This is a genomic window from Streptomyces sp. Inha503 (genome assembly GCF_047215865.1).
Taxonomy (GTDB): domain Bacteria; phylum Actinomycetota; class Actinomycetes; order Streptomycetales; family Streptomycetaceae; genus Streptomyces; species Streptomyces lycopersici.
In genome coordinates, this window is record NZ_CP178360.1 from 2,001,781 (window position 1) to 2,027,422 (window position 25,642).

25 protein-coding genes are annotated in these 25,642 nt (G+C 72.2%); 10 read left to right on the forward strand and 15 right to left on the reverse strand.

The window, feature by feature from the left end:
- Positions 1-4 precede the first annotated feature (4 nt).
- The 4 genes from ACJX2R_RS08260 to ACJX2R_RS08275 all read right to left on the reverse strand — a co-directional run bounded on the left by ACJX2R_RS08260 (position 5) and on the right by ACJX2R_RS08275 (position 2,115).
- The gene (locus ACJX2R_RS08260) at positions 5-790 is read right to left on the reverse strand and encodes an electron transfer flavoprotein subunit beta/FixA family protein (RefSeq protein WP_413099481.1); all 786 of its coding nucleotides are present in this window, start codon (positions 788-790) and stop codon (positions 5-7) included.
- A gap of 264 nt (positions 791-1,054) precedes the next feature.
- Positions 1,055-1,561, reverse strand: coding sequence for a flavin reductase family protein (locus ACJX2R_RS08265; RefSeq protein WP_262698943.1), 507 nt, complete (start codon positions 1,559-1,561; stop codon positions 1,055-1,057).
- A gap of 55 nt (positions 1,562-1,616) precedes the next feature.
- A complete protein-coding gene (locus ACJX2R_RS08270; protein ID WP_317259516.1) occupies positions 1,617-1,697 on the reverse strand; it encodes a putative leader peptide in 81 nt (26 codons plus the stop codon).
- Between the two features lie 58 nt (positions 1,698-1,755).
- On the reverse strand, positions 1,756-2,115 hold the full coding sequence (locus ACJX2R_RS08275) for a TlpA family protein disulfide reductase (RefSeq protein WP_413105800.1): 360 nt from the start codon (positions 2,113-2,115) through the stop codon (positions 1,756-1,758).
- 182 nt (positions 2,116-2,297) lie between these two features.
- Here ACJX2R_RS08275 and ACJX2R_RS08280 point away from each other — a divergent pair, with 182 nt between their 5' ends.
- Positions 2,298-3,029 (forward strand): lysophospholipid acyltransferase family protein, encoded by a 732-nt coding sequence (locus ACJX2R_RS08280; RefSeq protein ID WP_210945995.1) that lies wholly within the window; start codon positions 2,298-2,300, stop codon positions 3,027-3,029.
- A gap of 124 nt (positions 3,030-3,153) precedes the next feature.
- On the opposite strand, the gene ACJX2R_RS08285 is transcribed toward ACJX2R_RS08280, so the two are convergent.
- From ACJX2R_RS08285 to ACJX2R_RS08295, 3 genes are read right to left on the reverse strand one after another with little or no spacing between them, the layout of a single operon-like run.
- Entirely contained in the window at positions 3,154-4,215 is a 1,062-nt protein-coding gene (locus ACJX2R_RS08285) for a threonine aldolase family protein (protein ID WP_413099482.1), read from the reverse strand.
- A complete protein-coding gene (locus ACJX2R_RS08290) occupies positions 4,212-4,994 on the reverse strand; it encodes an SDR family NAD(P)-dependent oxidoreductase (RefSeq protein ID WP_078957079.1) in 783 nt (260 codons plus the stop codon). The genes ACJX2R_RS08285 and ACJX2R_RS08290 overlap by 4 nt, the downstream gene beginning before the upstream one ends.
- 53 nt (positions 4,995-5,047) lie before the next feature.
- The gene (locus ACJX2R_RS08295) at positions 5,048-6,445 is read right to left on the reverse strand and encodes a DUF6421 family protein (RefSeq protein WP_413099483.1); all 1,398 of its coding nucleotides are present in this window, start codon (positions 6,443-6,445) and stop codon (positions 5,048-5,050) included.
- A 308-nt stretch (positions 6,446-6,753) separates the two neighbouring features.
- On the opposite strand from ACJX2R_RS08295, the gene ACJX2R_RS08300 reads away from it, so the two are divergent.
- Entirely contained in the window at positions 6,754-7,437 is a 684-nt protein-coding gene (locus tag ACJX2R_RS08300) for a glycerophosphodiester phosphodiesterase (protein ID WP_121823819.1), read from the forward strand.
- Positions 7,438-7,545: 108 nt separating this feature from the next.
- Here the strand turns inward: ACJX2R_RS08300 and ACJX2R_RS08305 are convergent, their stop codons facing one another.
- Positions 7,546-8,103 carry a GNAT family N-acetyltransferase gene (locus tag ACJX2R_RS08305; RefSeq protein ID WP_413099484.1) on the reverse strand — a complete coding sequence of 186 codons (558 nt, stop codon included), beginning with the start codon at positions 8,101-8,103 and terminating at the stop codon, positions 7,546-7,548.
- Positions 8,104-8,305: 202 nt separating this feature from the next.
- On the opposite strand from ACJX2R_RS08305, the gene ACJX2R_RS08310 reads away from it, so the two are divergent.
- Positions 8,306-8,692 (forward strand): VOC family protein, encoded by a 387-nt coding sequence (locus ACJX2R_RS08310; protein ID WP_413099485.1) that lies wholly within the window; start codon positions 8,306-8,308, stop codon positions 8,690-8,692.
- A gap of 66 nt (positions 8,693-8,758) precedes the next feature.
- Here the strand turns inward: ACJX2R_RS08310 and ACJX2R_RS08315 are convergent, their stop codons facing one another.
- A complete protein-coding gene (locus tag ACJX2R_RS08315; protein WP_413099486.1) occupies positions 8,759-9,178 on the reverse strand; it encodes a PPOX class F420-dependent oxidoreductase in 420 nt (139 codons plus the stop codon).
- A gap of 217 nt (positions 9,179-9,395) precedes the next feature.
- Here ACJX2R_RS08315 and ACJX2R_RS08320 point away from each other — a divergent pair, with 217 nt between their 5' ends.
- From ACJX2R_RS08320 to ACJX2R_RS08330, 3 genes are all read left to right on the forward strand, one after another.
- Positions 9,396-10,022, forward strand: a complete 627-nt coding sequence (locus tag ACJX2R_RS08320; protein ID WP_413099487.1) for a DUF5134 domain-containing protein — start codon at positions 9,396-9,398, stop codon at positions 10,020-10,022.
- Positions 10,023-10,142: 120 nt separating this feature from the next.
- Positions 10,143-11,078: a M56 family metallopeptidase gene (locus ACJX2R_RS08325; RefSeq protein WP_262698935.1), complete on the forward strand. Its 936-nt coding sequence runs from the start codon at positions 10,143-10,145 to the stop codon at positions 11,076-11,078.
- 54 nt (positions 11,079-11,132) lie between these two features.
- Entirely contained in the window at positions 11,133-11,822 is a 690-nt protein-coding gene (locus tag ACJX2R_RS08330) for a phosphatase PAP2 family protein (RefSeq protein WP_413099488.1), read from the forward strand.
- Between the two features lie 49 nt (positions 11,823-11,871).
- On the opposite strand, the gene ACJX2R_RS08335 is transcribed toward ACJX2R_RS08330, so the two are convergent.
- Positions 11,872-12,549 (reverse strand): O-methyltransferase, encoded by a 678-nt coding sequence (locus tag ACJX2R_RS08335; RefSeq protein WP_413099489.1) that lies wholly within the window; start codon positions 12,547-12,549, stop codon positions 11,872-11,874.
- A gap of 123 nt (positions 12,550-12,672) precedes the next feature.
- On the opposite strand from ACJX2R_RS08335, the gene ACJX2R_RS08340 reads away from it, so the two are divergent.
- Complete coding sequence (locus ACJX2R_RS08340; RefSeq protein WP_413099490.1) at positions 12,673-13,647, forward strand: pirin family protein; 975 nt, start codon at positions 12,673-12,675, stop codon at positions 13,645-13,647.
- Positions 13,648-13,678: 31 nt separating this feature from the next.
- Here the strand turns inward: ACJX2R_RS08340 and ACJX2R_RS08345 are convergent, their stop codons facing one another.
- Positions 13,679-14,080 carry an ArsR/SmtB family transcription factor gene (locus ACJX2R_RS08345; RefSeq protein WP_262698931.1) on the reverse strand — a complete coding sequence of 134 codons (402 nt, stop codon included), beginning with the start codon at positions 14,078-14,080 and terminating at the stop codon, positions 13,679-13,681.
- 107 nt (positions 14,081-14,187) lie between these two features.
- On the opposite strand from ACJX2R_RS08345, the gene ACJX2R_RS08350 reads away from it, so the two are divergent.
- Positions 14,188-16,161: a heavy metal translocating P-type ATPase gene (locus ACJX2R_RS08350; RefSeq protein ID WP_413099491.1), complete on the forward strand. Its 1,974-nt coding sequence runs from the start codon at positions 14,188-14,190 to the stop codon at positions 16,159-16,161.
- A gap of 5 nt (positions 16,162-16,166) precedes the next feature.
- Here ACJX2R_RS08350 and ACJX2R_RS08355 read toward each other — a convergent pair whose 3' ends face one another.
- The 3 genes from ACJX2R_RS08355 to ACJX2R_RS08365 form a co-directional block, all read right to left on the reverse strand.
- Positions 16,167-17,657 carry a hypothetical protein gene (locus ACJX2R_RS08355; protein WP_413099492.1) on the reverse strand — a complete coding sequence of 497 codons (1,491 nt, stop codon included), beginning with the start codon at positions 17,655-17,657 and terminating at the stop codon, positions 16,167-16,169.
- Positions 17,654-18,490: an undecaprenyl-diphosphate phosphatase gene (locus tag ACJX2R_RS08360; RefSeq protein WP_413099493.1), complete on the reverse strand. Its 837-nt coding sequence runs from the start codon at positions 18,488-18,490 to the stop codon at positions 17,654-17,656. The genes ACJX2R_RS08355 and ACJX2R_RS08360 overlap by 4 nt, the downstream gene beginning before the upstream one ends.
- Positions 18,491-18,553: 63 nt before the next feature.
- Positions 18,554-19,786, reverse strand: a complete 1,233-nt coding sequence (locus ACJX2R_RS08365) for a glycosyltransferase family 4 protein (protein WP_413099494.1) — start codon at positions 19,784-19,786, stop codon at positions 18,554-18,556.
- A 242-nt stretch (positions 19,787-20,028) separates the two neighbouring features.
- Here ACJX2R_RS08365 and ACJX2R_RS08370 point away from each other — a divergent pair, with 242 nt between their 5' ends.
- Positions 20,029-20,406: a BlaI/MecI/CopY family transcriptional regulator gene (locus ACJX2R_RS08370; RefSeq protein WP_020873437.1), complete on the forward strand. Its 378-nt coding sequence runs from the start codon at positions 20,029-20,031 to the stop codon at positions 20,404-20,406.
- 15 nt (positions 20,407-20,421) lie between these two features.
- The gene (locus ACJX2R_RS08375; RefSeq protein ID WP_413099495.1) at positions 20,422-21,354 is read left to right on the forward strand and encodes a M56 family metallopeptidase; all 933 of its coding nucleotides are present in this window, start codon (positions 20,422-20,424) and stop codon (positions 21,352-21,354) included.
- Between the two features lie 13 nt (positions 21,355-21,367).
- Here ACJX2R_RS08375 and ACJX2R_RS08380 read toward each other — a convergent pair whose 3' ends face one another.
- Positions 21,368-25,639: a molybdopterin-dependent oxidoreductase gene (locus ACJX2R_RS08380; protein WP_413105801.1), complete on the reverse strand. Its 4,272-nt coding sequence runs from the start codon at positions 25,637-25,639 to the stop codon at positions 21,368-21,370.
- Between the last annotated feature and the right edge of the window lie 3 nt (positions 25,640-25,642).

The following is a 25,642-nucleotide window of genomic DNA, read 5'->3' on the forward strand; positions in this document are numbered from 1 at the left end:
GGCTTCAGATGAATTTGCGCTCCGCGAGAAAGGCAGCGAGCTGCCTGCCGCCCTCACCCTCGTCCTTGACGATCGTGCCCGCCGTACGGGCCGGACGCTCAGTGGCACCCTCCACGGCCGTCCAGGCACCCTCGAGACCGACCTCGTCCGATTCGATCTCCAGGTCCTCCAGGTCCCAGGACGTCACCGGCTTCTTCTTCGCCGCCATGATCCCCTTGAACGACGGATACCGGGCCTCACCGGACTGGTCGGTCACCGACACCACCGCCGGAAGCGACGCCTCCAACCGCTCGGTCGCGGTATCCCCGTCCCGGCGCCCCTTCACCGTGCCGTCCCCGACCGACACCTCCGACAGCAGCGACACCTGCGGCACGCCGAGGCGCTCCGCCAGCATCGCCGGGAGCACGCCCATGGTGCCGTCGGTGGAGGCCATCCCGCAGATCACCAGGTCGAAGCCGGTCTTCTCGACCGCCTTGGCCAGCACCAGCGAGGTACCCAGCGCGTCGGTGCCGTGCAGATCGTCGTCCTCGACATGCACGGCCTTGTCCGCACCCATCGACAGCGCCTTGCGCAACGCGTCCTTCGCATCCTCCGGACCCACGGTCAGCACCGTGATCTCCGCGTCATCCGCCTCGTCGGCGATCTGGAGGGCCTGCTCGACCGCGTACTCGTCCAGCTCCGAGAGCAGACCGTCCACATCCTCACGATCAACGGTCAGATCCTCGGCGAAGTGCCGGTCGCCGGTGGCGTCGGGCACATACTTCACACAGACAACGATCCTCAAGCTCACGCCGGCTCTCCTACTGCATCGTCTCTACCGAGCTGCCTTGTTGCTGGCAGCATAGGCGCCTTCGGGGGCGGGACCCGGGCGGTACCGCGGGCGGTTTTCCTGCCGGGCGGCCCATGCACCGCAGCAAAATATTACTCGTCAGTACACCCAGCTCGTTCCCCATACGCAACCCGCTTGAACTGTGACCTTGCCAACGGCGGTGATCAACGCGAGGCGTACATGCCAACCAGGGAGGCGCGGATCGGCCGCGGAGCGCATGGCGGGTCAGTCGCGGAGCGCGTTGAAGCGCCCCTGGTGGTACAGGAGCGGACGGCCGGTCCCGGCCGCCGTACCCGCGGTGACCTCGCCGATCAGCACCCGGTGGTCCCCTGCGGGTATCCGGGCCACCACCCGGCACACCAGCCACGCCAGTACCCCGTCGAGCACCGGCACGCCCTCCGGTCCCGAGCGCCAGCCGGTGGCCGGTCCGAAGCGGTCGGCACCGCTGCGGGCGAAGGTCGCGGCCAGCTCCCGCTGGTGGTCGCCCAGAATGTGGACACCGACGTACTCGGCATCGGAGAGCACCGGCCAGCTCGAGGAGCCGGTGCCCACGCCGAAGGAGAGCAGCGGCGGCTCGGCGGCCACGGAGGCGAGGGAGGTGGCGGTGAAGCCGACCGGGCGGGTGCCCTGGGCGGTGATCACGGCGACGCCGGAGGCGTGCCGGCGGAAGACGGAGCGGAAGAGGTCGGACGTCGTCAGCGGGGACGTGCCGAGGTCGTGCGTTGCCGTCATGGAGTTGTCCTTCTGCCGGAGGTACGGGCGGGGGGCTGCGCTTGTCCTCGTTCGCTCACCCGCCCGGACACCGTGCGCCGGCGGTCCGCATCAGGTCCACGTGCACACGTCCGTAAAGAAGGGGTCCAGGCCGCATGCCGTTCACCCTGACCACGCCGGGTGCGGACCGTCAAGTGGGGCCGGGGCGCGGAGGCTCACACGGCATCACCCAGAGCGGCGATGACATCGGCCCGGCGCGGCGGCCCCGAGGCTCGCCGTACGACCCGCCCGGCCGCGTCGAGCACCAGCACGGTGGGGGTACGGGCGATGTCCAGCGCCCGGACGAGCTCCAGCCGCGACTCGGCGTCGATCTCGATATGCGCCACGCCGTCCACCATCGCGGCCACCTCGGACAGCGTCCGCCGGGTGGCCCGGCAGGGCTGGCAGAAGGCGCTGGAGAACTGGACCAGCGTCGCCCGCTCCCCCAGCTCCGCGCCGAGCTCGGCGGCGCCCAGCCGCCGGCTTCCGTCGCCGTCTCGCACCCGTCTCCTCCCGGTCGGACCTCCCTGGTGCAGCGTCCTGAACGGCCGGGAGATTCCCCGGCGGCTCCCCGACGTGATGAGGATCTCTCGGCCGGGCCGCACCGCGCGGTAGCACAAAGAGACGACATCGGGCACCATCTGCCAGAAGCCGGATACCTACGGCCGCGTAACTTCCGCCGGGAGAACCCTCCCCAGGCATCGACGAAGGGTCCTCGATGGCAGAGCTCGTCTACCCGCCGGTGATCGGCATCGCCCGCACCATGTTCAAGGCGCTCGATCTGCGCTTCGACATCAAGGGCACCGAGAATGTCCCGCAAACGGGTGGCGCGGTTCTGGTGAGCAACCACATCGGCTATCTCGACTTCGTCTTCTGCGGGCTGACCGCCCGTCCGGCCAAGCGGCTGGTGCGGTTCATGGCCAAGGAGTCGGTCTTCCGGCACAAGGTCTCCGGGCCGCTGATGCGCGCGATGAAGCACATTCCGGTGGACCGCGCGGCGGGCATGGACGCGTACAAGCACGCCCTGCGGGCGCTGCGCTCCGGCGAGATCATCGGCGTCTTCCCGGAGGCGACGATCTCGCGGTCCTTCACGCTCAAGAACTTCAAGTCGGGCGCGGCCCGGCTGGCGCAGGAGGCGGGCGTTCCGCTGCTGCCCATGGCGCTGTGGGGCACGCAGCGGCTGTGGACCAAGGGCCAGAAGCGGGCGCTGGGCCGCCATCACTTCCCGATCACGATGCGGGTCGGCGAGCCGATGGAGGCCGACCCGACCGAGCCCTCGGACACCCTGACCGAGCGGCTGCGCGGCCGGGTGCAGGAGCTGCTGGAGGCGGCACAGCGGGCGTATCCGGTGCGGCCCAAGGGCCCGGAGGACACCTGGTGGGTCCCGGCCCACCTGGGCGGCACCGCCCCCACCCCGGCCGAGGCGCTGGCCCTGGACCGAGGCCGCTGAGCGCTCCGTTGGAAGTGCCCTGGCCTGCCGTCGATCGGCTGCGGCGCCGTCGTGGCCGACTGAGGACGGACGACCGCGGGGCGGGCCGTGCGGCCCGCCCCGTGCGCTCATTACCGGAAACGGCCTACCGGCCCATCTCCTCCTTGAGTGCCGTGAGGAAGCCGTCCACGTCCTCCTCCGTGGTGTCGAAGGAGCACATCCAGCGCACATCGCCCGCGGCCTCGTCCCAGAAGTAGAAGCGGTAGCGCTTCTGGAGGCGTTCGCTCACCTCGTGCGGGAGCCGGGCGAAGACCGCGTTGGCCTGGACCGGGTGGAGGATCCGCACCCCGTCCACCGCGCGCACGCCGTCGGCCAGCCGCTGGGCCATGGTGTTGGCGTGGCGGGCGTTGCGCAGCCAGAGGTCGCGGGCGAGCAGCGCCTCCAGCTGGACGGAGATGAACCGCATCTTGGACGCCAGCTGCATGGACAGCTTGCGCAGGTGCTTCATGGCGCCCGCCGCGTCCGGGTCGAGGACGACGACGGCCTCGCCGAAGAGCATCCCGTTCTTGGTGCCGCCGAACGACAGGATGTCGACGCCCACCGCGTTGGTGAACGCGCGCATCGGCACATCCAGGGACGCGGCCGCGTTGGCTATCCGGGCGCCGTCGAGGTGGACCTTCATCCCGCGCTCGTGGGCGTGGTCGCAGATGGCGCGGATCTCGTCCACCGTGTAGACGGTGCCGAGCTCGGTGTTCTGGGCGATCGAGACCACCTGCGGCATCGCCCGGTGCTCATCGTCCCAGCCCCACGCCTGGCGGTCGATGAGCTCGGGGGTGAGCTTGCCGTCCTCGGTGGGGACGGTGAGCAGCTTCAGCCCGCCGACGCGCTCGGGCGCCCCGCACTCGTCCACGTTGATATGGGCGGACTCGGCGCAGATGACCGCGCCCCAGCGGTCGGTGAGGGCCTGGAGGGCGACGACGTTGGAGCCGGTGCCGTTGAAGACCGGAAACGCCTGTGCGTGCGGGCCGAAGTGGCTGCGCATGACGAACTGGAGATGCGCGGTGTAGTCGTCCTCGCCGTAGGAGACCTGGTGGCCTCCGTCGGCGAGGGCGAGCGCGGCGAGGATCTCCGGGTGGGTGCCGGCGTAGTTGTCGCTGGCGAAGCCGCGCACCTCGGGGTCGTGGTGGCGGCGGGCGTCGGTCCTCACTGCTTGGGGGTCAGCCACTGGCGGGTTCCGTTCACTTCCTGGGCGGGCCGGTCCCAGAGTCCGGTGATGGCCTCGGCCAGCTCCTTGACGTCCGTGAAGCCCGCGAACTTCGCGTTGGGGCGCTCCGCCCGCATGGCGTCGTGCACCAGCGCCTTGACCACCAGGATGGCAGCGGCGGCCGGCGGACCGCTCTCGCCCCCCAGTTTGCGGAAGGAGTCGGCGAGCGCGAGCGTCCACGCCTCGGCGGCGGCCTTGGCGGCGGCGTACGCGGCGTTGCCCGCGGTGGGCTTGGACGCGCCCGCCGCGCTGATCAGCACATAGCGGCCCTTGCCGCTGCGCAGCAGGGCGTCGTGGAAGGCGAGGGAGGTGTGCTGGGCGGTGCGGATCAGCAGATTGTGCAGGGTGTCCCAGTCGGCGAGCGGGGCGTCGGCGAAGGTCTTGCTGCCGCGCCAGCCGCCGACCAGGTGGATCAGCCCGTCGACCCGGCCGAACTCCTTCTCCGTGCGGTCGGCCCAGGCGCGGGCGGCGCCGAGGTCGAGCAGGTCGACCGTCTCGCCGGTGACGCTGGCGCCGCCGTGGGCGTAGCGCGCCGCGTCCACGGCCTCGGCCAGCCGGGCCGGGTCGGCGTCGGAGGCGACGACGGTGGCGCCCGCCTCGGCGAGGCGGAGCAGCGTGGCCCGGCCCGCGGGGCCGGCCGCGCCGGCCACCGCCACCACCGCGCCGTCCAGCGGCCGCTCGCCCGGCTCGTTCGGGCTGGGGCTCGACGTCGGTGTGGTCATGCTCGCCGCCTCCTTGTCCTGCCCCGCCTGGGGGCTGTGCGCCGCTGCGGTGCTCATGCCGCCGCCGGCAGGTCGCTGTCGGCCGTGATGCCCTTGGTGGAGGCGACCACGTCCCGCAGCTTCTTCCCGAGCGCCTCGTAGAACATGCTCAGCGGAAACTCGTCGGGGAGCACGTCGTCGACGAGTTTGCGCGGCGGCTGGCTCAGGTCCAGGGCTTCGGGGCCCTTGGCCCAGACCGAGCCGGGGTGCGGGGCGAGATAGGTCGACACCAGCTCGTACGCCTTGAACCAGTGGACGAGCTTGGGGCGGTCGATGCCGTCGCGGTAGAGCTTCTCGATCTCGCCGCACAGCTGGTTGGTGACCTGCGAGGCGCGGGACCAGTCGATGTGCAGGGTGTTGTCCGTCCAGCGTACGACGTCGTGCTGGTGGAGGTAGGCGAAGAGCAACTGGCCGCCGAGCCCGTCGTAGTTGCGGACCCGCGCACCGGTGACCGGGAACCGGAACATCCGGTCGAAGATCACGGCGTACTGGACGTCACGGCCCTGGGTGACGCCCTCGGCGTCCAGCTTCACGGCCTCCTTGAAGGCGGTGAGGTCGCAGCGCAGCTCCTCCAGCCCGTACATCCAGAACGGCTGCCGCTGCTTGATCATGAAGGGGTCGAACGGCAGGTCGCCATGGCTGTGGGTGCGGTCGTGGACCATGTCCCACAGGGCGAACGCCTCCTGGCAGCGGCGCTGGTCGGCGAGCATGTCCCGGATGTCGTCGGGGAGTTGGATGCCCAGGGCCCGGACGGCGGCCTCGCTGACCCGGCGGAACCGGGCCGCCTCACGGTCGCAGAAGATGCCGCCCCAACTGAACCGCTCGGGGGCCTCGCGGACGGCGATGGTCTCGGGGAAGAGCACCGCGGAGTTGGTGTCGTAGCCGGAGGTGAAGTCCTCGAAGGCCAGTCCGCAGTAGAGCGGGTTGTCATAGCGGGTGCGCTCCAGCTCGGCCAGCCACTCCGGCCAGACCATGCGCAGCACCACGGCTTCCAGATTGCGGTCCGGGTTGCCGTTCTGCGTGTACATGGGGAAGACCACGAGGTGCTGGAGGCCGTCGGCGCGCGTGCGGGCGGGCTGGAAGGCGAGCAGCGAGTCGAGGAAGTCGGGGACGCCGAATCCCTCCTCGGTCCAGCGGCGCAGATCCGCGACGACCGCCCGGTGGTAGTCGGCGTCGTGCGGAAGCAGCGGGGCGAGCTCCTCGATGGCCGCGATCACCCGGTCGACGGTCGCCGCGGCGGTCTCCCGCGTGGGTGCGCCCTCGGCGTCGAAGTCGATGGAACCGTCCTTGGACTGCCACGGGCGAAACGTTTCGACAGCGTTCTTGAGGGTTGGCCAGGCCGAATGATCGACCACACGCTCTGCGGGCAGAACGGCACCTTCAGCTATCGCAGACGAAAGGATTTTCGCCATGACCACTCCTTCACCGAAGAAACTCGCGTATGACCACCGTATCTATGGACCCTCCCTCGCTCAAGCGGTGGTACGGGAAATCATCCTGCGCCACACCCGCACCACCGCAGTTTTTCCTGCCCCCATCGGCTCAGCTCATGCCACGGCCCCGCTTGAACGGTCCGGTCATGAGCGGCCGGTATGGTGTGCGCCGGTCCGGGCGGCCCGTCCGCCGCGTGCCGATGAATCAGCCACCCCACTGCCTCCCCCGACCCGACGTGGACGACCCGGCGAAGGCCGTCGAGGGCCGTCAGAAGAGCGAGACAGCGTTGACTTTTCTCACCATCGGACACCGCGGAGTGATGGGTGTCGAACCGGAGAACACCCTGCGGTCCTTCGTTCGCGCCGAGCACGAGGGCATGGACGTCATCGAGCTGGACCTGCACCTCAGCAAGGACGGCGCACTCGTGGTGATGCACGACGCGGACGTCGGCCGCACCACCGACGGCAAGGGCCCGATCAGCGACTTCACCCTCGCGGAACTGCGTGGGCTGGACGCCGGGGAGGGTGAGCGGATCCCGGTCTTCGAGGAGGTCGTGGACGCCGTGGAGGCGCCGCTCCAGGCCGAGATCAAGGACACGGCGGCCGCGCGGGCGCTGGCCCAGGTGCTGACCCGTCGCGATCTGCTGGACCGGGTGGACATCCTGTCCTTCCACGACGAGGCGCTCGCCGAGATCCGCACCCTGCTCCCGACCGCCCGCACCGCCCTCGTGGCCAGCCGCTACGGCCTCGATGTGATCGACCGGGCGCATGCCGTCGGCGCCGGGATGCTGGTGCTCAACATCCGCAGGCTGACGCTGGAGCTGGTGGAGAAGGCACACGCCGACGACCTCAAGGTCATCGGCTGGACCGTGAACACCCCCGACCATCTGAAGCTGGCGCGCGGCCTCCGCCTGGACGGCGCCACGACCGACTTCCCGGAGATCCGGCGGGCGGCACGCTTCACGGCGTGACGCACTCGCGGGCGACAATCACCCGTACGGCGTAAGCGGCGCGAGACCCTCGGGGGCCTCAGGAGGGCTCCTCAGAGAGGGGCCCTCGGAGGGGGCCCTCGGAGCGGTTCAGCCGAGGGGCTTGATCAGCAGCTCGAACTCGAGGTCGGCGCGGCGCGGCACGCCGAAGCGCTCATCGCCGTACGGGAACGGGGTCATCCGGCCGGTACGGGCGTAGCCGCGCCGCTCGTACCAGGCGATCAGCTCCCCACGGGCGGAGATCACCGTCATATGCATCTCCTTCGCGCCCCACTCCGCCCGCGCGAACCGCTCGGCCTCGGCGATGATCACCTTACCCAGGCCCCCGCCCTGGAGCGCGGGCCGGACCGCGAACATGCCGAAGTAGGCGTGGTCACCACGGTGCTCGAGGCGGCAGCAGGCGATCAGCTCACCGTTCCGCTCGACGATCACCATCCGGCCGTTCTCGGCGCCCACCACGTCCGCGACGTCCTGCGGGTCGGTGCGCTGCCCGTCCAGGAAGTCCGCTTCCGTGGTCCATCCGACGCGGCTGGCTTCCCCGCGGTAGGCCGACTCGATCAGGGCCACCAGCCCCTCCACATCGGCCTCGGTGGCGGTGCGGAAGGTGAGCGGGTCGGTGGCTCGTACGGTGGCGTCCGCGGTGTCCATGACGTCGGCGGGATTCCCTTCGGTGACGGCCGGGCGGCCGGTGGCGGATGGCGGGTGGCGGATGGCGGGTGGCGGGTGGCCGATGTGGCCAACCGGTGGCCGGTGTGGGCCGGTGTGGCGGTGGGTGGCGACCGGTGGCGACGGTGGCGGCAAATAGACCTTAACCTGCTCCGAAGGGGTCAGGTTGCGTAGGGTCGCGGGCATGGTTCACGTACTGAGCAGCCGCGTCCTGCTGCGGCCGACGGACCCCGAGCGCTCCCGTGCGTTCTACGGCGAGGCCCTGGGCCTGGCGGTCTACCGGGAGTTCGGCACGGGCCCCGAGCGCGGCACGGTCTACTTCCTCGGCGGGGGCTTCCTGGAGGTCTCCGGCCGCTCGGACACCCCGCCCGCCCCGGGCCTCCAGCTGTGGCTCCAGGTGGCGGACGCGACGGCGGCGCACAAGGAGCTCACCGCGCAGGGGGTCGAGGTGCTGCGGCCGCCTAAGAAGGAGCCGTGGGGGCTGGTGGAGATGTGGATCGCGGATCCGGACGGCGTGCGGATCGCGGTCGTGGAGGTCCCCGAGGACCATCCGCTGCGCTACCGCCCCTGATGGCTCGTCCTCGTCCGTCGGCCCCGCCACAGCTCGCGGTGGCGGGGCGGGCGGCGCCGAGGGGACTCAGCCGGGCTGGGTGTTCTCCTTGTGCTCGCCCCAGCCGTGCCAGCGGTCGATCTCGATCCAGGCGCTGATCCGGCCGCGGTCCCGCTGCGGATAGTCCTTGCCCAGGTACTGCTGGGCCAGCCGGTCGATTCCGGCCAGGTCCTTGTCGTCCTGGAGCTCGACGACCCGGCCGATGAGGGTGATGTGGTTGTACCAGTTCGCCTCGTCGATCACGGTGAGCGTGACCCTGGGGTCGTTGCGGATGTGGTCGAGCCGCTTGCGGCCCTCGTCCATGTTGACCAGGACCCGGCCGTCGTCCCAGAGGTACCAGGTGGCCGTGGACACCGGCTGACCGTCGGACCGGATCGTCGCGATCACGGCCGGATTGGGCTTCTCGAGCATGGCGACCGCGGCCTCGGGAAGCGGTGGATTCGACACGGGCTCTCCTCCTCTTTGGACAGCTGTTCACGTTCCCGTGGTGCGGCTGGGGCCTGCGTGATCCACGGGCCGCACCTCTCACCGTGCCATACCGCTCCTCGCGCTCCCCACCACTCCGCACGCCTCGCGCTCCCCCACTGCGCCCGTGCGCTCCCGTGGCCGGTGCCGGGGAAGGGGATGTCTCCTGGTATTACGTCCCCGTTCGGGAGGTGTGACCGTGCACGGACCTCCGCTCATCGGCTGGCTGCTGGTCGCGCTGTGCGCGGCCACGGGTGGCTACTGTCTGCTACAGATGCGCGGTGAGCCGCCCGGCCCGGGACGGCGGGTCGCGGGCGCCGAGGCGCTGATGGGATTGGGGATGGCCGTGATGGCGGTGCCGTCCACCGTGCTGGACCCCCGGCCCTGGGGTCCGCCCGCCTTCGCGGCGGTCTTCGCCGTGGCAGCCGTAAGGGCGTTACTGCCGGTCCCGCGCGGCGTGGGGCTCCCGGGGCACCGTCTGCATCACGCCGTCGGGGCGCTGGCGATGGTCTATATGGCGCTCGCGATGATGGTGGGCACCACGGGCGGCCACCATCACACCGGCGGGATGGCCCCGGGCCGGATGGCGGGCGGGGTGCCGCTGCTGACCGGGGTACTGCTCGTGTACTTCGCGGTCTACGTCGTACGGTCCGGGCTCCGGCTCGTACCGATGACGGACGGGGCCGTGGACGGCGCGGTGGACGGCACGGTCGACGGCGCGAGGGCGGGACCGCCCGGCGCCGGATGGTCGCGGCGGCCCGAGCTGCGGCATGCATGCAGGCTGTCGATGGGGATAGGGATGTTCGCCATGCTGCTGGCCCTGTGAACGGGCGGCGGGCCGGGCCGTGGCCCGATCCGTAGCGCATCCGTATCCGCACCGTGGTATGCGTCACTTCCCCGCCGTGACCGTACCCGGCCCGAGCGTCGCGATCATAGGCTGACGGCCATGATGGTCCCGTTCGCGCTGATGGGCCTCGGCGCACTGGCGGCGGCAATGGCGCCGCGCCTGTTGTCCCGCTCCGACTGGATCGACCGCGAACCTGTGCTCGCCCTCTGGGTGTGGCAGTGCGTGGTCGTCGGGGTGCTGTTGTGCTGTGCGCTGACCATGGCGCTCACCGGGGCGGCCGCCTGGGACGCCGTGCGCGGCAATGTCTTCGCCCCCGCGCCCAAGGGCGTGGTGGAGGCGTACGCGCTGTCCGGCTACGGGCCGTTGGCCGCGCCCGTCGCCCTCGTGCTCGCCTTCGGGGCCGTCTGGAGCGCGGTGATGCTCACCCGCGAGATCGGCCGCGCCCGCGCCTGGCGCAGGCAGCACCGGGCCGAACTCCTCGTCCGCTCCCCCGCCTTGCCCGGTGAGGAGCCCAGCGAGGAGCGTCTGGTGGTCCTGGAGAGCGACAAGCCGGACGCCTGGTGGCTGCCGGGCACCACGCCCCAGCTCGTCATCACCACGGCGGCGCTGCGCCGCCTCAAGGGCCGTCGGCTGGACGCCGTCATCGCCCATGAGCAGGGCCACGCCCGCGCCCGCCACCACTGGCTGCTGCACTGCTCGGGCGCGCTGGCCATCGGCTTTCCGCGGGTGACCATGTTCGCCGCGTTCCGCGACGAGGTGCACCGGCTGGTCGAGCTGGCCGCCGACGACTCCGCGTCACGGCGCTTCGGGCGGACGACCACCGCGCTCGCGCTGGTCGAACTCAACGAGGACCGCGGGGTGTTCGGCCCCTGCCCCAGCGCGCTCGCCCAGGTGCCGCAGCGGGTGGACCGGCTGCTGGCCCCGGCCTCCCGCCTCCCCGTGGCGCGCCGCTGGCGCCTTACGGCCACCGCGGCGCTCGTCCCGGCCGTCCCGCTGCTGGTCACGTTCGTCCCGGCGCTGCGGGTGCTGGGGTAGACGTTCTCGCGTTCTCGGCGTACTCAGTACAACGTTCTTGGTACAACTCGACCCATGCAGCCGGCAAACCTCCACCGCCGGGCCGCCCGCGCCGCGGCCGTGTTCACCGCGCTCTTCCTGGTGCTGCTCGCCCTGGTGGCCGCCCATTGGGGGCCGCTGTGGACCGTCGACCGGGACATCGTCGTCGCCCTGCACCACTCCGCCGTGCGGCACCACGGCCTCACCCGGGCCAACAGAGTGCTCACGGACTGGGTCTGGGACCCCTGGACGATGCGTGCGCTGCTGGCCGTGGCCGTGGGGTGGCTGCTGTGGCGCCGGGAGTGGCCGCTCGCGCTCTGGGTGGCCGTCACGGCGGCGCTGGGCACGGCGCTGCAACAGGCGGTGAAGGCCGCGCTCGACCGGGAGCGCCCCCGGTGGTCGAACCCGGTGGACTCGGCGCACTACGCGGCCTTCCCCTCCGGCCACGCCCTGACCGTGACCGTCGCCTTCGGGCTGTTGCTGTGGCTGCTGACGCTGCACGGGGCACCGGCGAAGTGGCTACGGCTCATGGCCGCCGTAGGGGCCGTATCCGTGCTGGGCGTCGGCTTCACCCGCCTCTATCTGGGCGTCCACTGGCCCAGCGACGTCCTGGCCGGCTGGCTGCTGGGCGCGGCACTGGTGTACGGGGCGATCGCCTCGTACGGATACGTCCGGAGCCGTACGAGCGAGCGCGAGGCGTCCCCCGAGGGGAGAGTGCGGTCATGAACCCCGAAACCGCGCTCCGGCCTGCGGGAAGGGCGGCCGCACCCGGGTGCTAGCCGAGCCGCACCCCGGCCAGGATCCCGTGGGCGACCGGCAAGCGCAGCGAGAGATAGCCGCTCGCGGGGTCGGCGAGGTACTCCCGCATCTCCCGGTGGATGTCGAAGCCGAACTCCATGTCCATGTCGTCCACGAGCACCAGCGCGCCCCGGCGCAGCCGGGGTTCCACCACCTTGAGCACCTCCCGGTTGAGGTTCGGCCAGCCGTCCATCAGCAGCAGGTCCACCGACCCGGGCAGGTCCCGCAGCGTCTCCCGCGCGTCGCCGACGCGGACGGTGGCGATGTCGGAGAGCCCGGCGGCGGCGATGGCCTCCGTGGCCCTGGCCACCTTGTCCGCCTGAAGCTCCGTGCCGATCACCTGCCCGCCGCCGTTGTCCCGCACCGCGCTGGCCAGGTAGAGGGTGGACACGCCGAAGGAGGTTCCGTACTCGACGACGGTCCGCGCGCCGGTCGCGCGGGTGAGCAGGTAGAGCAGCTCACCGCCCTCCTTGGACACCGACATGGAGGCGTCCTTGAACGTCTCGGCCATCTGACTGGCGTCCAGTTCGGCCCAGGCCGACTTGGGGTCGGTCACACCGGTCTCGGCGAACGCGCGCTCGTCGCCTTCGCGCTCGGCCTCCAGCAGTCCGTCCAGGACGGTCGCCACGGGCTCGGTGTGCAGTGTGGACGGCATGCGATCTCCTTCAGGGTCGGTGCGGTCACCGGATAGATTCTTCTTCCGGCGGCGATCCGACCGCCCCCTAAACATCCCCCTGGCTCCCCCTGAGCCGCCCGGGGGCGATGGGAGAGTGCGGTCATGAGCAATCTCGATCTGAGGCCCGCGCCGACCGTGTGCGGCGGCCGCCAGGACGTCACCGCCCAGCCGGTCCGCGAGCTGCTGGCCGCCAAACGGGTCCCGCTGGGCGAATCCACCATGGTGCGCCGGCTCCTGCCGAACCTCGGGCGGCGCATGGTCGGCGCCTGGTGCTTCATCGACCACTACGGCCCGGACGACATCGCCCAGGAGCCGGGCATGCGGGTCCCGCCGCATCCGCACATGGGACTCCAGACGGTCAGCTGGCTGCACGACGGCGAGGTGCTGCACCGCGACAGCGTCGGCAGTCTCCAGACGGTACGCCCCGGCGAGTTGGGGCTGATGACGTCGGGCCGGGCCATCTCACACTCCGAGGAGTCCCCTCGCGAGCACGCCCGGCTGCTGCACGGCGCACAGCTGTGGGTCGCGCTGCCCGACGGCGACCGCCATATCGCCCCCATGTGGGAGCACCACGCCGAGCTGCCCCGGGTGACCGGCGGCGGCGGGCTGCGGGCGACGGTCGTCCTCGGCGAGCTGGACGGCGCGGCCTCGCCCGGCACCACGTTCACTCCGCTGATGGGCGCGGACATCGCCCTCGCGGCCGGCACCGACGCCCGGCTGCCGGTGCGGCCCGACTTCGAGTACGCGGCCCTCACCATGTCCGGTGAGTCCGAGGTCGACGGGGTACGCCTCGCCCCCGGCTCGCTCCTCTACCTCGGCTGCGGACGCGCCGAACTGCCGCTGCGGGCGGATGTGGACAGCGCGCTCATGCTGCTGGGCGGGGAGCCCTTCGAGGAGAAGATCGTGATGTGGTGGAACTTCATCGGGCGCTCCCACGACGAGATCTCGCAGGCCCGCGAGGACTGGACGTCGGGCTCGGGCTCCCGCTTCGGCGAGGTCCACGGCTACGACGGCGCCCCCTTGCCCGCCCCGGAGCTGCCGCCCGTACCCCTGAAGCCACGCGGCCGGGCGCGCTGACCCGCGAATCACGGGCGCGCTGACCCGCGAATCAGAGGGCCGCGGACACCTCGTCCACGTCCCCGGCCGATTCGGCGGAGGCGTCGCTCAGCCCCAGCCGCAGGTGTTCAACGTGGTAGAGGGCCTGGTCCAGCAGTTCGGCGACATGGTTGTCGTACAGCGAGTACACCACCGAGCGGCCCTCGCGGTTGCCCACGACCAGGCCGAGGTTGCGTAGCAGCCGCAGCTGGTGGGAGCACGCGGACTGCTCCATCCCGACCGCGGCGGCCAGTTCGGTGGCCGGCAAGGGCCCCTCCCGCAGCCGGGCCAGGATCAGCAGCCGGGATGGCGTCGCCAGCGCCTGAAGTGTCGCGGCGACTCTCGGGGCGCTGCCGGCGTCCAGGCGGGCGCGCGGTACGGCGTTGTCAGCGGCGGGTGCGACTCCATGGCCCATGCGTCCAGCCTACCGACCCGTTCAGGAATACATGAAGAGCTGTTCATTCAGTCCTGTAATGTGTGGGGCGAGCCCATTGCCACCTCCCCTGAAGGACGCCTCCTGCCATGTCGTCGACCCTCACCCGCCCGGCCGCGCCGCCCGGGGTGGTCCGTGATCCGGTGGCGCCCGGACGCCGGACGCGGATCTTCGCCCTGCCCGAGGCCCGCTGGGCGGCGGCCGCCCTGGCGCTGTTCCTGATCGCGCTGCCGCTCCAGCTGTTCGGCGCACCGGCATGGGCCTGGGGGCCGCTCTACGCGCTCACCTACGTCACCGGCGGCTGGGAGCCGGGATGGGCCGGAGTGCGGGCCCTCAAGGACCGGACCCTGGACGTCGACCTGCTGATGGTGGTCGCCGCGCTCGGCGCGGCCGCGCTCGGGCAGGTGCTGGACGGGGCGCTGCTGATCGTCATCTTCGCCACCTCGGGGGCGCTGGAGGCCATCGCCACCGCGCGGACCGCGGACTCGGTGCGCGGTCTGCTCGACCTGGCCCCGGCCACCGCCACCCGGCTGTCCGGGGACGGCGCCGAGGAGACGGTGCCCACCGAACAGCTGACGGTGGGCGATGTGATCCTGGTACGTCCCGGGGAGCGGGTCGGCGCGGACGGCCGGGTGCGGAAGGGCGCGAGCGAGGTCGACCAGGCCACGATCACCGGGGAGCCGCTGCCGGTGGCCAAGGCGGCCGGTGACGAGGTGTTCGCCGGCACGCTCAACGGCACGGGCGCGCTGACCGTACGGGTCGAGCGCGATCCGTCGGACTCGGTGATCGCACGGATCGTGCGGATGGTGGCGGAGGCCTCGGAGACGAAGGCCCCCACCCAGCTGTTCATCGAGAAGGTGGAACAGCGCTATTCGCTGGGCATGGTGGCCGCCACCCTGGCGCTGTTCGCGGTGCCGCTGCTCTTCGGCGCGGCACTCCAGCCGACCCTGTTGCGGGCGATGACCTTCATGATCGTCGCTTCCCCGTGCGCCGTGGTGCTGGCGACCATGCCGCCCCTGCTGTCCGCCATCGCCAACGCCGGGCGCCACGGTGTGCTCATCAAGTCCGCCGTGGTCATGGAGCGGCTCGGCCAGGTCGACGCCGTGGCCCTCGACAAGACGGGCACCCTGACCGAGGGGACCCCCCGGGTCACCGACGTGTGCCCGCTCGACCACTCGGGACTGACCGAGGAGGCCCTGCTGACCCTGGCGGCGGCGGCCGAGCACCCCAGCGAGCACCCGCTGGCCCGGGCCGTCGCCGATGCCGCCCGGAAGCGTGGCCTGGAGCCTCCGGCGGTCCAGGACTTCGACTCCGCCCCGGGTACCGGCGTGACCGCCACGGTCGACGGACACACCGTCACGGTGGGCAGCCCCGGCCGGCTGCGGGAGCCGCGCCCCGGCCACCCCGCCGCCGCGTCGGTGACCCGGCTGGAAGCGACCGGCCGTACCGCCGTCCTGGTGGAGGTCGACGGCTCGGCCGTCGGTGTGCTCGGCATCGCCGACCGCCTGCGCGAGGACGCCACCGCCACCGTCGCCGCGCTCACCACGCTGACGGGCACCGCACCGGTGCTGCTCACCGGGGACAACCCCCGCGCCGCCCGCCTTCTGGGAACCGAGGTCGGGATCACCGATGTCCGCGCCGGGCTGCTGCCCCAGGACAAGGTCACCGCGGTCGGGGAGTTGGCGGGCGCGGGCCGCAAGGTGCTGGTCGTCGGTGACGGCGTGAATGACGCGCCCGCCCTGGCCGCCGCCCATACCGCCGTCGCCATGGGGCGAGCGGGCTCGGACCTCGCCCTGGAGACCGCCGACGCCGTCGTCGTCCGGGACGAGCTGTCCACCATCCCCACCGCCGTCTCCCTCTCCCGGCGCGCCCGGCGCCTGGTCGTGCAGAACCTGGTGATCGCCGGGGTGTTCATCACCGGCCTGGTCGTCTGGGACCTGGTCGGCACCCTGCCGCTTCCGCTCGGTGTCGCCGGGCACGAGGGCTCCACGGTCATCGTCGGCCTCAACGGCCTGCGACTATTGCGCGACGCGGCCTGGCGGAGCGCCCGGGACCACGCGTAGGGCCGTCAGCGGGCGGCGCGGTGCGCGGGAGGCGGGGCCGCGGCCGTCGGGGTCCCCTTCCGGACGTACGCGGTGAGCCCGGTGCCCGGCAGGCGGTGAGGGGTCCAGGCGCGGGCGTAGTGGGGAGGGCCGGAGCGGGTCCTGCCGAGGGCGGCGGCGGGTTCGCGGGCGGCGCGGCGCAGCAGGGCGTGCGCGGTGGTGTCGCGGTTGTTGCCGCCGACGTTGGCCGAGGCGCAGCCGGCGTCGTAGCCGATGGGCGGGGCGTGTTCGCCACTGACCAGGCAGGGCGGGGTGAGCCCGAGGCGGCGCAGGTCGTGGGCGGTGGTGCGGTAGCGGGCGGCGGTGGCGCGGGCGGCGGCCGTGTCGCGGTCGAGGATCTCGTACTGCGCGGACAGGTGCAGGGCGAGCAGCGCGGCTGCCAGCCCGGCGGCCAGGGCGCGGGCGCGGGGCGGGCGGACGGCCCGCGCGGAGTGTGCGGCCAGGGCGGCGAGCGGAAGGGAGAGCAGGGCGTAGACGGGCAGCAGGAAGCGCGGCGCGGAGTAGTCGACGAGCAGCAGATAGGGGACGCTCAGCGTGGCGGCGCAGGCGATGGGGAGCAGGATGACCGCGTCGCGCCGGGAGCGCCAGGCCAGGACGCAGGCGATGAGGGCGAGGACGGGCAGGGCCAGCCACCACAGGGTGAGCTCGGGGTGGGTGAGCGGGACGTGGCAGGGGCGGCAGAGCAGGGGGCCGTTGAGGCTGCGCCATGCCATGCCGCCCGCCCAGTGCGCGCCCATGCCGCCCTCGGTGGCGCTGGAGACGTGCAGCCGGGCGCCGACCCCGCCCCAGCGTGCGTACGCCTCCGCGATCCACTCGGCGCCACCCACGGCGAATCCGCCGGCCACGGCGAGCGCGGGCGCCGGGCGCCGCCGGGCCGGGACGATCGCGCACGCCGCGAGCAGGGGCAGGGCGAGCCAGCCGCCGTCGGAGAAGCGGAAGCAGGTGGCGGCCGCGACCATGGCGCCCGTGCCGAGCAGGGCCCGCCGGCCCGCATGGGGGTGTGCGGCACGCAGGAACCAGCCGACTGCCGCCACCGCGGACAGGGCCACCCATAGGTTGGGCATGGCCTGCGGTCCGTAGAGCAGGGTGGTCCACAGGCCCGCGAACAGCAGCGCGGCCAGGGCGGTCCGCCCACGGCCGAGCAGCGGCTGCCAGATGCGGTAGGCCGCGTACAGGGCGGCGGCGGAGAGCAGCGCCAGCACGATCCGGAGCACGGTGGTGGAGTCGGTGATGGCGAGGACGGGGGCGGCCAGAAGGCTGATGCCGCGCGAGCGCGGGGCGCTGAAGTACGCCGCCGGGCGGTGCGGGTCGGCCTGGGAGAGGTACACCGTTTCGTCCCAGCCCAGCCCCAGATGCGGGACCACCAGGGCGAGCTGGGCCACGGCATAGGCGAGGGCGACCAGCGCCAACCACGGGATCCGGCGCGGTGGGCGGATGGCCGTACGCGAAGCGATCATGCCGTGAGCGCTCCGGTGCCCAGCAGGCCGAGGAGCAGCAGGCCGACGGCGACGCGGTAGATGACGAACGCGTTGAAGGAGTGCTTGGCGACGAACTTCAGCAGCCAGGCGATCGAGGCATAGGCGACCACGAACGAGACAGCGGTGCCCACCACGAGGGGGGCGGTGCCAACCCCGGCGCCGACCGCGTCCTTCAGCTCGTACAGACCCGCGCCGGTCAGCGCCGGAATGCCGAGGAAGAAGGACAGACGGGTGGCGGCCACCCGGTCCAGATCGAGGATGAGCGCGGTGGACATGGTGGCGCCGGAGCGCGAGAAGCCGGGAAAGAGCAGCGCGAGGATCTGCGAGCAGCCGACCAGCATGGCGTCCTTGAAGCCCGTGTCGTCCTCGCCACGCTTGTGGCGGCCCATCTGGTCGGCCACCCACATCACACCGGACCCGACGACGAGGGAACCGGCGACCACCCACAGGGATGCCAGCGGGCCCTCGATGAGGGGTTTCGCGGCCAGGCCCACGATCACGATCGGGATGGTGGCGCAGATGACCCACCAGGCGAACTTGTAGTCGTGGTGGTGACGCCGTTCGCGGTGGGCGAGTCCGCGGCCCCAGGCGGAGACGATCCGCACGATGTCCTTGAAGAAGTACACCAGCACCGCGGCGATCGCGCCCACCTGGATGACGGCGGTGAAGCCGACCACGGAGGTGTCGTCGACCGGGATGCCCATCAGCCCTTCGGTGATCTTCAGATGGCCGGTGGAGGAGACGGGCAGGAACTCCGTGATGCCTTCGACGATGCCGAGGACGGTCGCCTGGCCGATGCTGATGGCACTCATCTGGATCCGTTTCTGTGATGGCTCGAGCGGGCCGTGTCCGTAGGGGAAGACGGCGCGGCGCGGTCAGCGGGATGGGGGTCGGCGGCGCAGCCGGCGCAGGGCCCGGCCCGCACGGTTGCGCCAGCGGGCCTTGCGGCGCCGCCAGGCACGCGAGGAACGCGTGACGGCGAGGTCGCCGAACAGTTCCTCGTAGGCGTGCGCGACATGGGCCGGGTCGAAGCGGCGGGCGGCGGCACGGGCGGCCTCGCCCATGCGGCGGCGGCCGGGCTCGTCGGCGACGAGGTCGGTCAGCGCGGCGGCCAGCGCCTGCCGGTCGCCCGTGGGGACCAGGCGGCCGTCGACGCCGTCGTCGATGATCTCGGCGGGGCCGAGCGGGCAGTCGGTGGCGACCACCGGTATGCCACAGCGCATCGCCTCGACCAGCGTCATGCCGAAGGACTCCGCGTCGGAGGCGGAGGCGACGATGGACGCCTTCGCGAACTCGGCCTCGATCGGGGACACCGCGCCCATCAGCGCCGCCCGGCCGCCCAGTCCCCGCTCCTCGATCAGCCGCTGGAGCCGCTCCTTGTCGGCGCCCGCGCCATAAACCCGCAGCGACCAGTCGGGGTGCTTGGCGGCGACATCGGTGAACGCCTCGATGAGCAGGTCGAAGCGCTTGGCACGCACCAGGCGTCCGGCGGCGGCGATGACGGGGGCGCTGCCTTCGGCGGGCGACGGGCCCGGGTCGGGCACGCCGTTGGGGACGGCCAGGATCCGCACGCCCGGCAGCCGCATCCTCGCCCGGTAGACGGCCGCGTCGGCGTCGGTCGTGGTGACCACGGCATCCAGGTCGCGGTAGTGCCGGGCGAGCTGGGCGCGCAGCTTCTTGGTGTGCATGTCGTGGGTGAGGTGTTCCTGGGCGATGCGCAGCGCCCGGGGCGGGGCGAAGCGGGCCAGGTACACGTTGATGCCCGGCCGGGTGCCGACGATCACGTCCGCGTCGCAGCTCCGCAGGTACTCCCGCGCCCGCTGGTCGGTGAGGCGGCTGTACTGCTTGTACCGCTTCTCGGCGGTGGGGAAGACCTCGGCCGGCCGGCGCAGCAGCGGATCGCCGCCGTCCGCGCTGTTCTCCCGCAGGTCGACCAGGGGCACCACCGTCACCCGTGGATCGATGGCGAACCGCGGGCGGGCGCGGTGCCGGAGCATCGACACGATCGTCACCTCGTGCCGGTCGGCGAGGGCCGCGGCGAGATTGAGCGTGGTGCGGATCGTGCCGCCGATCGCGTACACGTTGTGGATCAGGAAGGTGATCTTCACTTGGCGCTCCCCACGGTCGGCGCGGCGGCGATACGGGTCCGGGCGCGGCGGCCGACCGGCGGTTGGGCGGCATCCAGCGGTTCGAGAGCCATGGGCACCGCGGGTTCCTTTCCGGCCGTGCGCCGCCCAGGGCAGGGTTCGGCCCGGGTACGAGCGCATGGCACACTTGGAGGACAGTGACTTTTACACCGGTGTAGGAGTTCTACACGACTGTAGAAGATGAGGGAAGGGACGCCAAATCCATGGGCACCCGGACACCAGGACAGGGCCCCAAGCGGCCCAACGGTGCACGCGAGGCCGAGATCCTCGAACTGCTCCAGCGGGCCGACGGCGCGCTGACCCCCCGCGAGGTCACCGAACGCCTCGGCAGCCAGCTGACCTACAACAGCGTGGTGACGATCCTCACCCGCATGCACACCAAGCAGCTGCTCACCCGCACCCCGCGCGGCCGCGCCTACGCCTACGCCCCGGTGACCGACGACCCCGGCTTCGCCGCCCGCCGCATGCGCTCGGTCCTGGAAGAGCGGTCCGACCGCCAGGACGTCCTCGCCCGCTTCGCCGACGGCCTGTCCACCACGGACGCGGACCTGCTGCGCCAACTGCTCGACCCCGACCAGTAGGAAGAGGCCGCCCAGATGCGCATCGCCGTCTACGTCCCCCTGCTGCTCTCCCTGCTCGCTCCCCTCGGAGCACGCCCCCTGGCGGAGCGATGCGAACCCCGCCTGGCGACCTGGCTGCTCACCGCCTCGGCCCTCGTACTGGGCACGGCGACCACCATCTCACTGGGGCTGCTGGCCATCACCGGGCTGATCCGCTTCCCCCAGCTGGCCGGTCTCGGCCACTGGTCGGCCCACACCGCGCAGCGCGACGACCCCGCCGAGCTGTCCGTCGCCCTGATCGCCGGGCTGCTGCTCGGCGCCGCCGTCCTCATGGCCGCCCGCATGCTCTGGCGGCGCGCCCGCACCCTGGCCACCGCCGCCCTGGAAGCGGCCTGTATGCCCGCCGAAGACGGCCTGGTCGTGATCGAGGACGAGACCCCCAACGCCTTCGCGATCCCCGGCCTGCCCGGCCGCGTCGTCGTCTCCACCGGCATGCTGCACACCCTGGACGAGACCGAGCGCCATATCCTGCTCGCCCATGAACGCGCCCATCTGACGAGCCGCCATTACGCCTTCGTCGCCCTGGCCCAGCTCGGTGCCGCCGCCAACCCCCTGCTTCGCCCCCTCGCCACGGCCGTGACGTACACCATCGAACGGTGGGCCGATGAGAGCGCGGCCGCCGCCACCGGCGACCGCGAGCGGGTCGCCCGCACCGTCGGCAAGGCCGCCCTCGCCGCCCACAGCGCCCCCGGTCGCACCCCGGGTGCCGCCCTGGCCATCCTCGGCCGCCGCACCCCGCTCGCCGCCGCCGGGCCCGTGCCCCGCCGCGTCGCCGCCCTCCTCGCTCCCCCCTTCGGCCGCCACCCCGTCCTCGCCGCCGCGACAGCCACGGTCCTCGCCATCACCGTCATGTCCACCGCCGAGGCCGCCCACGACCTCCATCTCCTGCTGAAAGCCGTCGGCGCCTGACAGAACGCGGCGGTCAGTAGACGTCGCGCAGATAGCGCTTGTCGGTGGCGAGCTGCTTGACGTACGCCGCCGCCTCGGCCTCGTCCAGGCCGCCGTGGACGGTGGCGATGTCCCGCAGGGCCTGGTCGACATCCTTGGCCATGCGGGAAGCGTCGCCGCAGACGTAGAAGTGGGCGCCGTCCTGGAGCCAGGACCACAGCAGGGGGCCGTGTTCCCGCATGCGGTCCTGGACGTATTTCTTGGCGCGCTCGTCGCGGGAGAACGCGGTGTCCAGGCGGGTGAGGACGCCCTCGGCGAGGAACCCGGTCAGCTCCTCCTCGTAGTAGAAGTCGGTCGCGCGGTGCTGTTCCCCGAAGAACAGCCAGTTCGGGGCGCGGTGGCCGCGGGCCCGGCGCTCCTCCAGGAAGGCGATGAAGGGCGCGATACCGGTACCGGGGCCGACCATCACCGTCGGCGTGGCGGGGTCGGCGGGCGGGCGGAAGTGCGGGGCCCGCTGGACCCGGACCGGCACCGGGGTGCCCGGCTCGGCGTCGGCGAGGAACGGGGAGCAGACGCCCTGGCGCGGACGGCCGCCCAGGTTCTCGTAACGGACGACGGAGACCGTCAGCGACACCAGGTGCGGGTCGGTCAGCGGGCTGGAGGATATGGAGTACAGGCGGTGCCGCAGGCGCCCCAGCAGATCGGTCCACTCCTGCGCCCCGGCCCGGACGCCGGACTCGGCCAATACGTCCACGGCCTGCCGTCCCCAGGACCACTTCGCCAGCTCCCCCTTGTTGTCCGGGCGCAGGAGCTTCCGCAGATCGCGGGGGCCGCGGGTTCGATCGGCGACGAAGCGCAGCAGGCCGGGAGTGATGCGGGTGATGTCGAGGTGGCGCGACAGGGCCTCGGCGAAGGGCACCTCCCCCACGCTCTCGACCTGGACGGTCGCGTTCGCGTCGAGACCGGTGAGGGCCAGCCACTCGGTCACGAGCTCGGGCCGGTTGAGCGGTTGCACCGCCAGGGCGTCACCCGCCTCGTAGCCCAGTGGGGTCTGGCCGTCGCGGGTGTCGAAGGTGATGCGGCGGACCTCCTTGCCCGCGCCCGGCAGGCTCAAGCGACGGTTGCCGGTCAGGCGGGCGGTGGCAGGAGCGGGACGGCTCGGCCGGGGGGCCGTCCCGGCTATGGGGGCCGGAGCGGGTGCGGGGGCCGGGGCCGGGGCGGGGGCGAGGGCCGGGGCGGGGACCGGTTGCTCCGCGCTCTTCAGCGCGATGAGCACCTGGTCGAGCCATGCCCCGGCCTCGGTCTCGTAGTCCGGTTCGCAGTCGGTGCGCGGCGCCAGCCGCACCGCGCCCAGCTCTTCCATACGCCGGTCGAGGCGGCGGCCGTGGCCGCAGAAGTCGTCGTAGGAGGAGTCGCCGAAGGCCAGGACGGAGTAGCGCCGGTCCGGCAGGCGCGGGGCGTCGGACGCGGCGAGGGCGGCCCAGAAGCGGGCGCCGTTGTCCGGCGCGTCCCCGTCGCCGAAGGTGCTCGTGATCAGCAGCAGGTCGGCGTCGGATGGCAGCGCGGCGAGGTCGGCCTCGTCCATGGACACGCGGGAGGCGGTGTGGCCGTGCGCGGTGAGCCGCTCCACCGTGGCGGCCGCGAACTCCTCGGCGTTCCCGGTCTGGGAAGCCCAGAGGATCACGACCTGGCGGCGCGGCGCGTCGGCGGGCGGGGAGGGCGGCCGCGGCGAGTCGCCGACGTCGTGCGCGGTGGGACGCGTCACCTCGGTTCTGGAGTACATCCCGGCCAGCACGCCGTTCACCCACAGGGCGTGCGACGGGCTGAAGGGGGCGTCCACGGGCAGCACCGGCACGCCTGGGGTGCCGGACGGGATGCCGGCGAGGAAGCCGGTCAGATAGCGGCGTTCGGGTTCGGTGAGGACCGGCGGCGGGGCGGGTTCCAGCCCGAACAGGCCGGGAGCGGACGCTGTGGGGAGGACGGCGGGCGGGGGCGGGACCACCGTGCCCGCGGTGGACGACACGGCCTTGGTGGCCGCCGTGGCCGCCGTGGCCGCCGTGGCCGCCGTGGACGACGCGGGCGCCGCGGACTGTGCGTCCGCCGTCCCCGGAGTCCGCACCGTCACCGGAGTGGCCACCTTGGTCAGCGAAACCGCGCACACCTTCAACTCGGGCTGGAACGACAGCGGATCGACGGCGTCGCCGGTCACCGCGTTCACACTGAGGTACTCCCCGAAAAGGTCGTTCCAGTGGAACGGCGCGAAACAACAGCCCGGCCGCACCCGGTCGGTGACGACCGCGGGCAGCACGGCCCGGCCGCGCCGCGAGGCGACCTCCACCGAATCCCCCTCGGCGACGCCCAGCTCGGCCGCGTCCCGCGGGTGCAACTCCACGAAGGGACCGGGGTTGAGCTTGTTCAGCCCGGGCACCTTGGCCGTCTTCGTCAGCGTGTGCCACTGATGCTGTAGTCGGCCCGTGTTGAGTGTGTACGGGTAGTCGTCGTCGGGCAGCTCCGCGGCCGGTATGTGCGGGCGGGGGTGGAAGACCGCACGGCCGCTCGCGGTCGGGAAGCTCAGCGAGCCGTCCTCACCGACGTACCGGATCGGATTGCGGTCGGCTCCCTCGGCGCTCGCGGCGGGCCACTGGACCGGGGTGGAGCGCAGCCGCTCGTAGCTCACTCCGCGCAGGTCCCAGCCGGTCGACGGGTTGAAAGCGCGCCTGATCTCCTCGAAGACCTCCTCCGCGCTGTCGTACGCGAAGCCCCTCTCGAAGCCCATGGCACGCGCCACGGCCGCGATGATCCGCCAGTCCGCCATCGCCTCGCCGGGCGGATCGGCGGCCGGCCGGGCCAGGGTGAGGTCGCGCTCGCTGTTGATCAGGACGCCCTCGGCCTCGGTCCACAGCGCGCCGGGCAGCACGACATCGGCGTACGCGTTTGTCTCCGTCTCGGCGAAGACATCCTGCGTGACGACGAATTCGGCCGCCTCCAGGCCCTCGATGACCGTCTTGCGGTTCGCCACGGAGGCGACCGGGTTGGTGCAGATGATCCAGCACGCCTTGATGTCCCCGTCGGCCATCTTCCGGAACATCTCGACGGTGCCCTTGCCGACGCCGTCCGCGCGGATCGTGTCCGGCGGCAGCTCCCACAGGTTCTCGACGAAGGCCCGGTCGGTGTCGGCGAGCACCGACCGCTGACCGGGGAGGCCCGGACCCATGTAGCCCATCTCCCGGCCGCCCATGGCGTTGGGCTGCCCGGTCAGGGAGAAGGGGCCGCTGCCCGGGCGGCAGATCGCGCCCGTGGCGAGATGGAGGTTGACGAGCGCGTTGGTGTTCCAGGTGCCGTGCGTGGACTGGTTGAGGCCCATCGTCCAGCAGCTCATCCACTCGCCCGCCCCGCCGATCAGCCGGGCGGCCTCGCGGATGTCGTCTTCCGGGATGCCGGTGATCTCGGCGACGGTGGCGGGCGGGTAGTCGGCGAGGAACTCCGGCATCGCCTCCCAGCCCTCGGTGTGCGCGGCGATGAACCCGGCGTCGGTGTGGCCGTTCGCATGCAGCAGGTGCAGCAGACCATTGAGCAGTGCCAGATCCGTACCCGGCTTGATCTGCAAGAACAGGTCGGCCTTGGCCGCGGTGGCGGTTCGGCGCGGATCGACGACGATCAGCTTGGCACCGGCCGACTTCACCCGGTCCATCATCCGCAGGAAGAGGATGGGGTGGCAGTCGGCCATGTTGGAGCCGATGACGAGGAAGACATCGGCTTTGTCGAAGTCCTGATAGGAGCCCGGTGGCCCGTCCGCGCCCAGCGAGAGCTTGTAGCCGGTGCCGGCACTGGCCATGCACAGCCGGGAGTTCGACTCGATCTGGTTGGTGCGGAGGAACCCCTTGGCGAGTTTGTTCGCGAGGTACTGCGCCTCCAGGCTCATCTGCCCGGACACGTAGAGGGCGACCGCGTCCGGCCCGTGCTCGTCGACGATCGCCCGCAGCCGGCGCGCCGTCTCGGCGATCGCCGCTTCCCTGGATATCGGCACCGGCTCTTCCTCACGGTGCGGACGCCGGAGCGCCGTGGTCAGCCGCCCGGGGGCGGCGAGCACATCGGCCGTGGTGGCGCCCTTGGTGCACAGCCGGCCGAAGTTCGCGGGGTGTTCCTTGTCCCCGGAGGCCCTCAGGACCGTACGGCGCCCGTCCGGCCCCCTGCCGACGTCGAGGACCAAGCCGCATCCCACACCGCAGTACGAGCAGACCGTCCGCACCTTCGTCGTGTTCGTCGTGTTCGTCGTGTCCTCGCTCCGGGAACCCGACGCGACCACGGG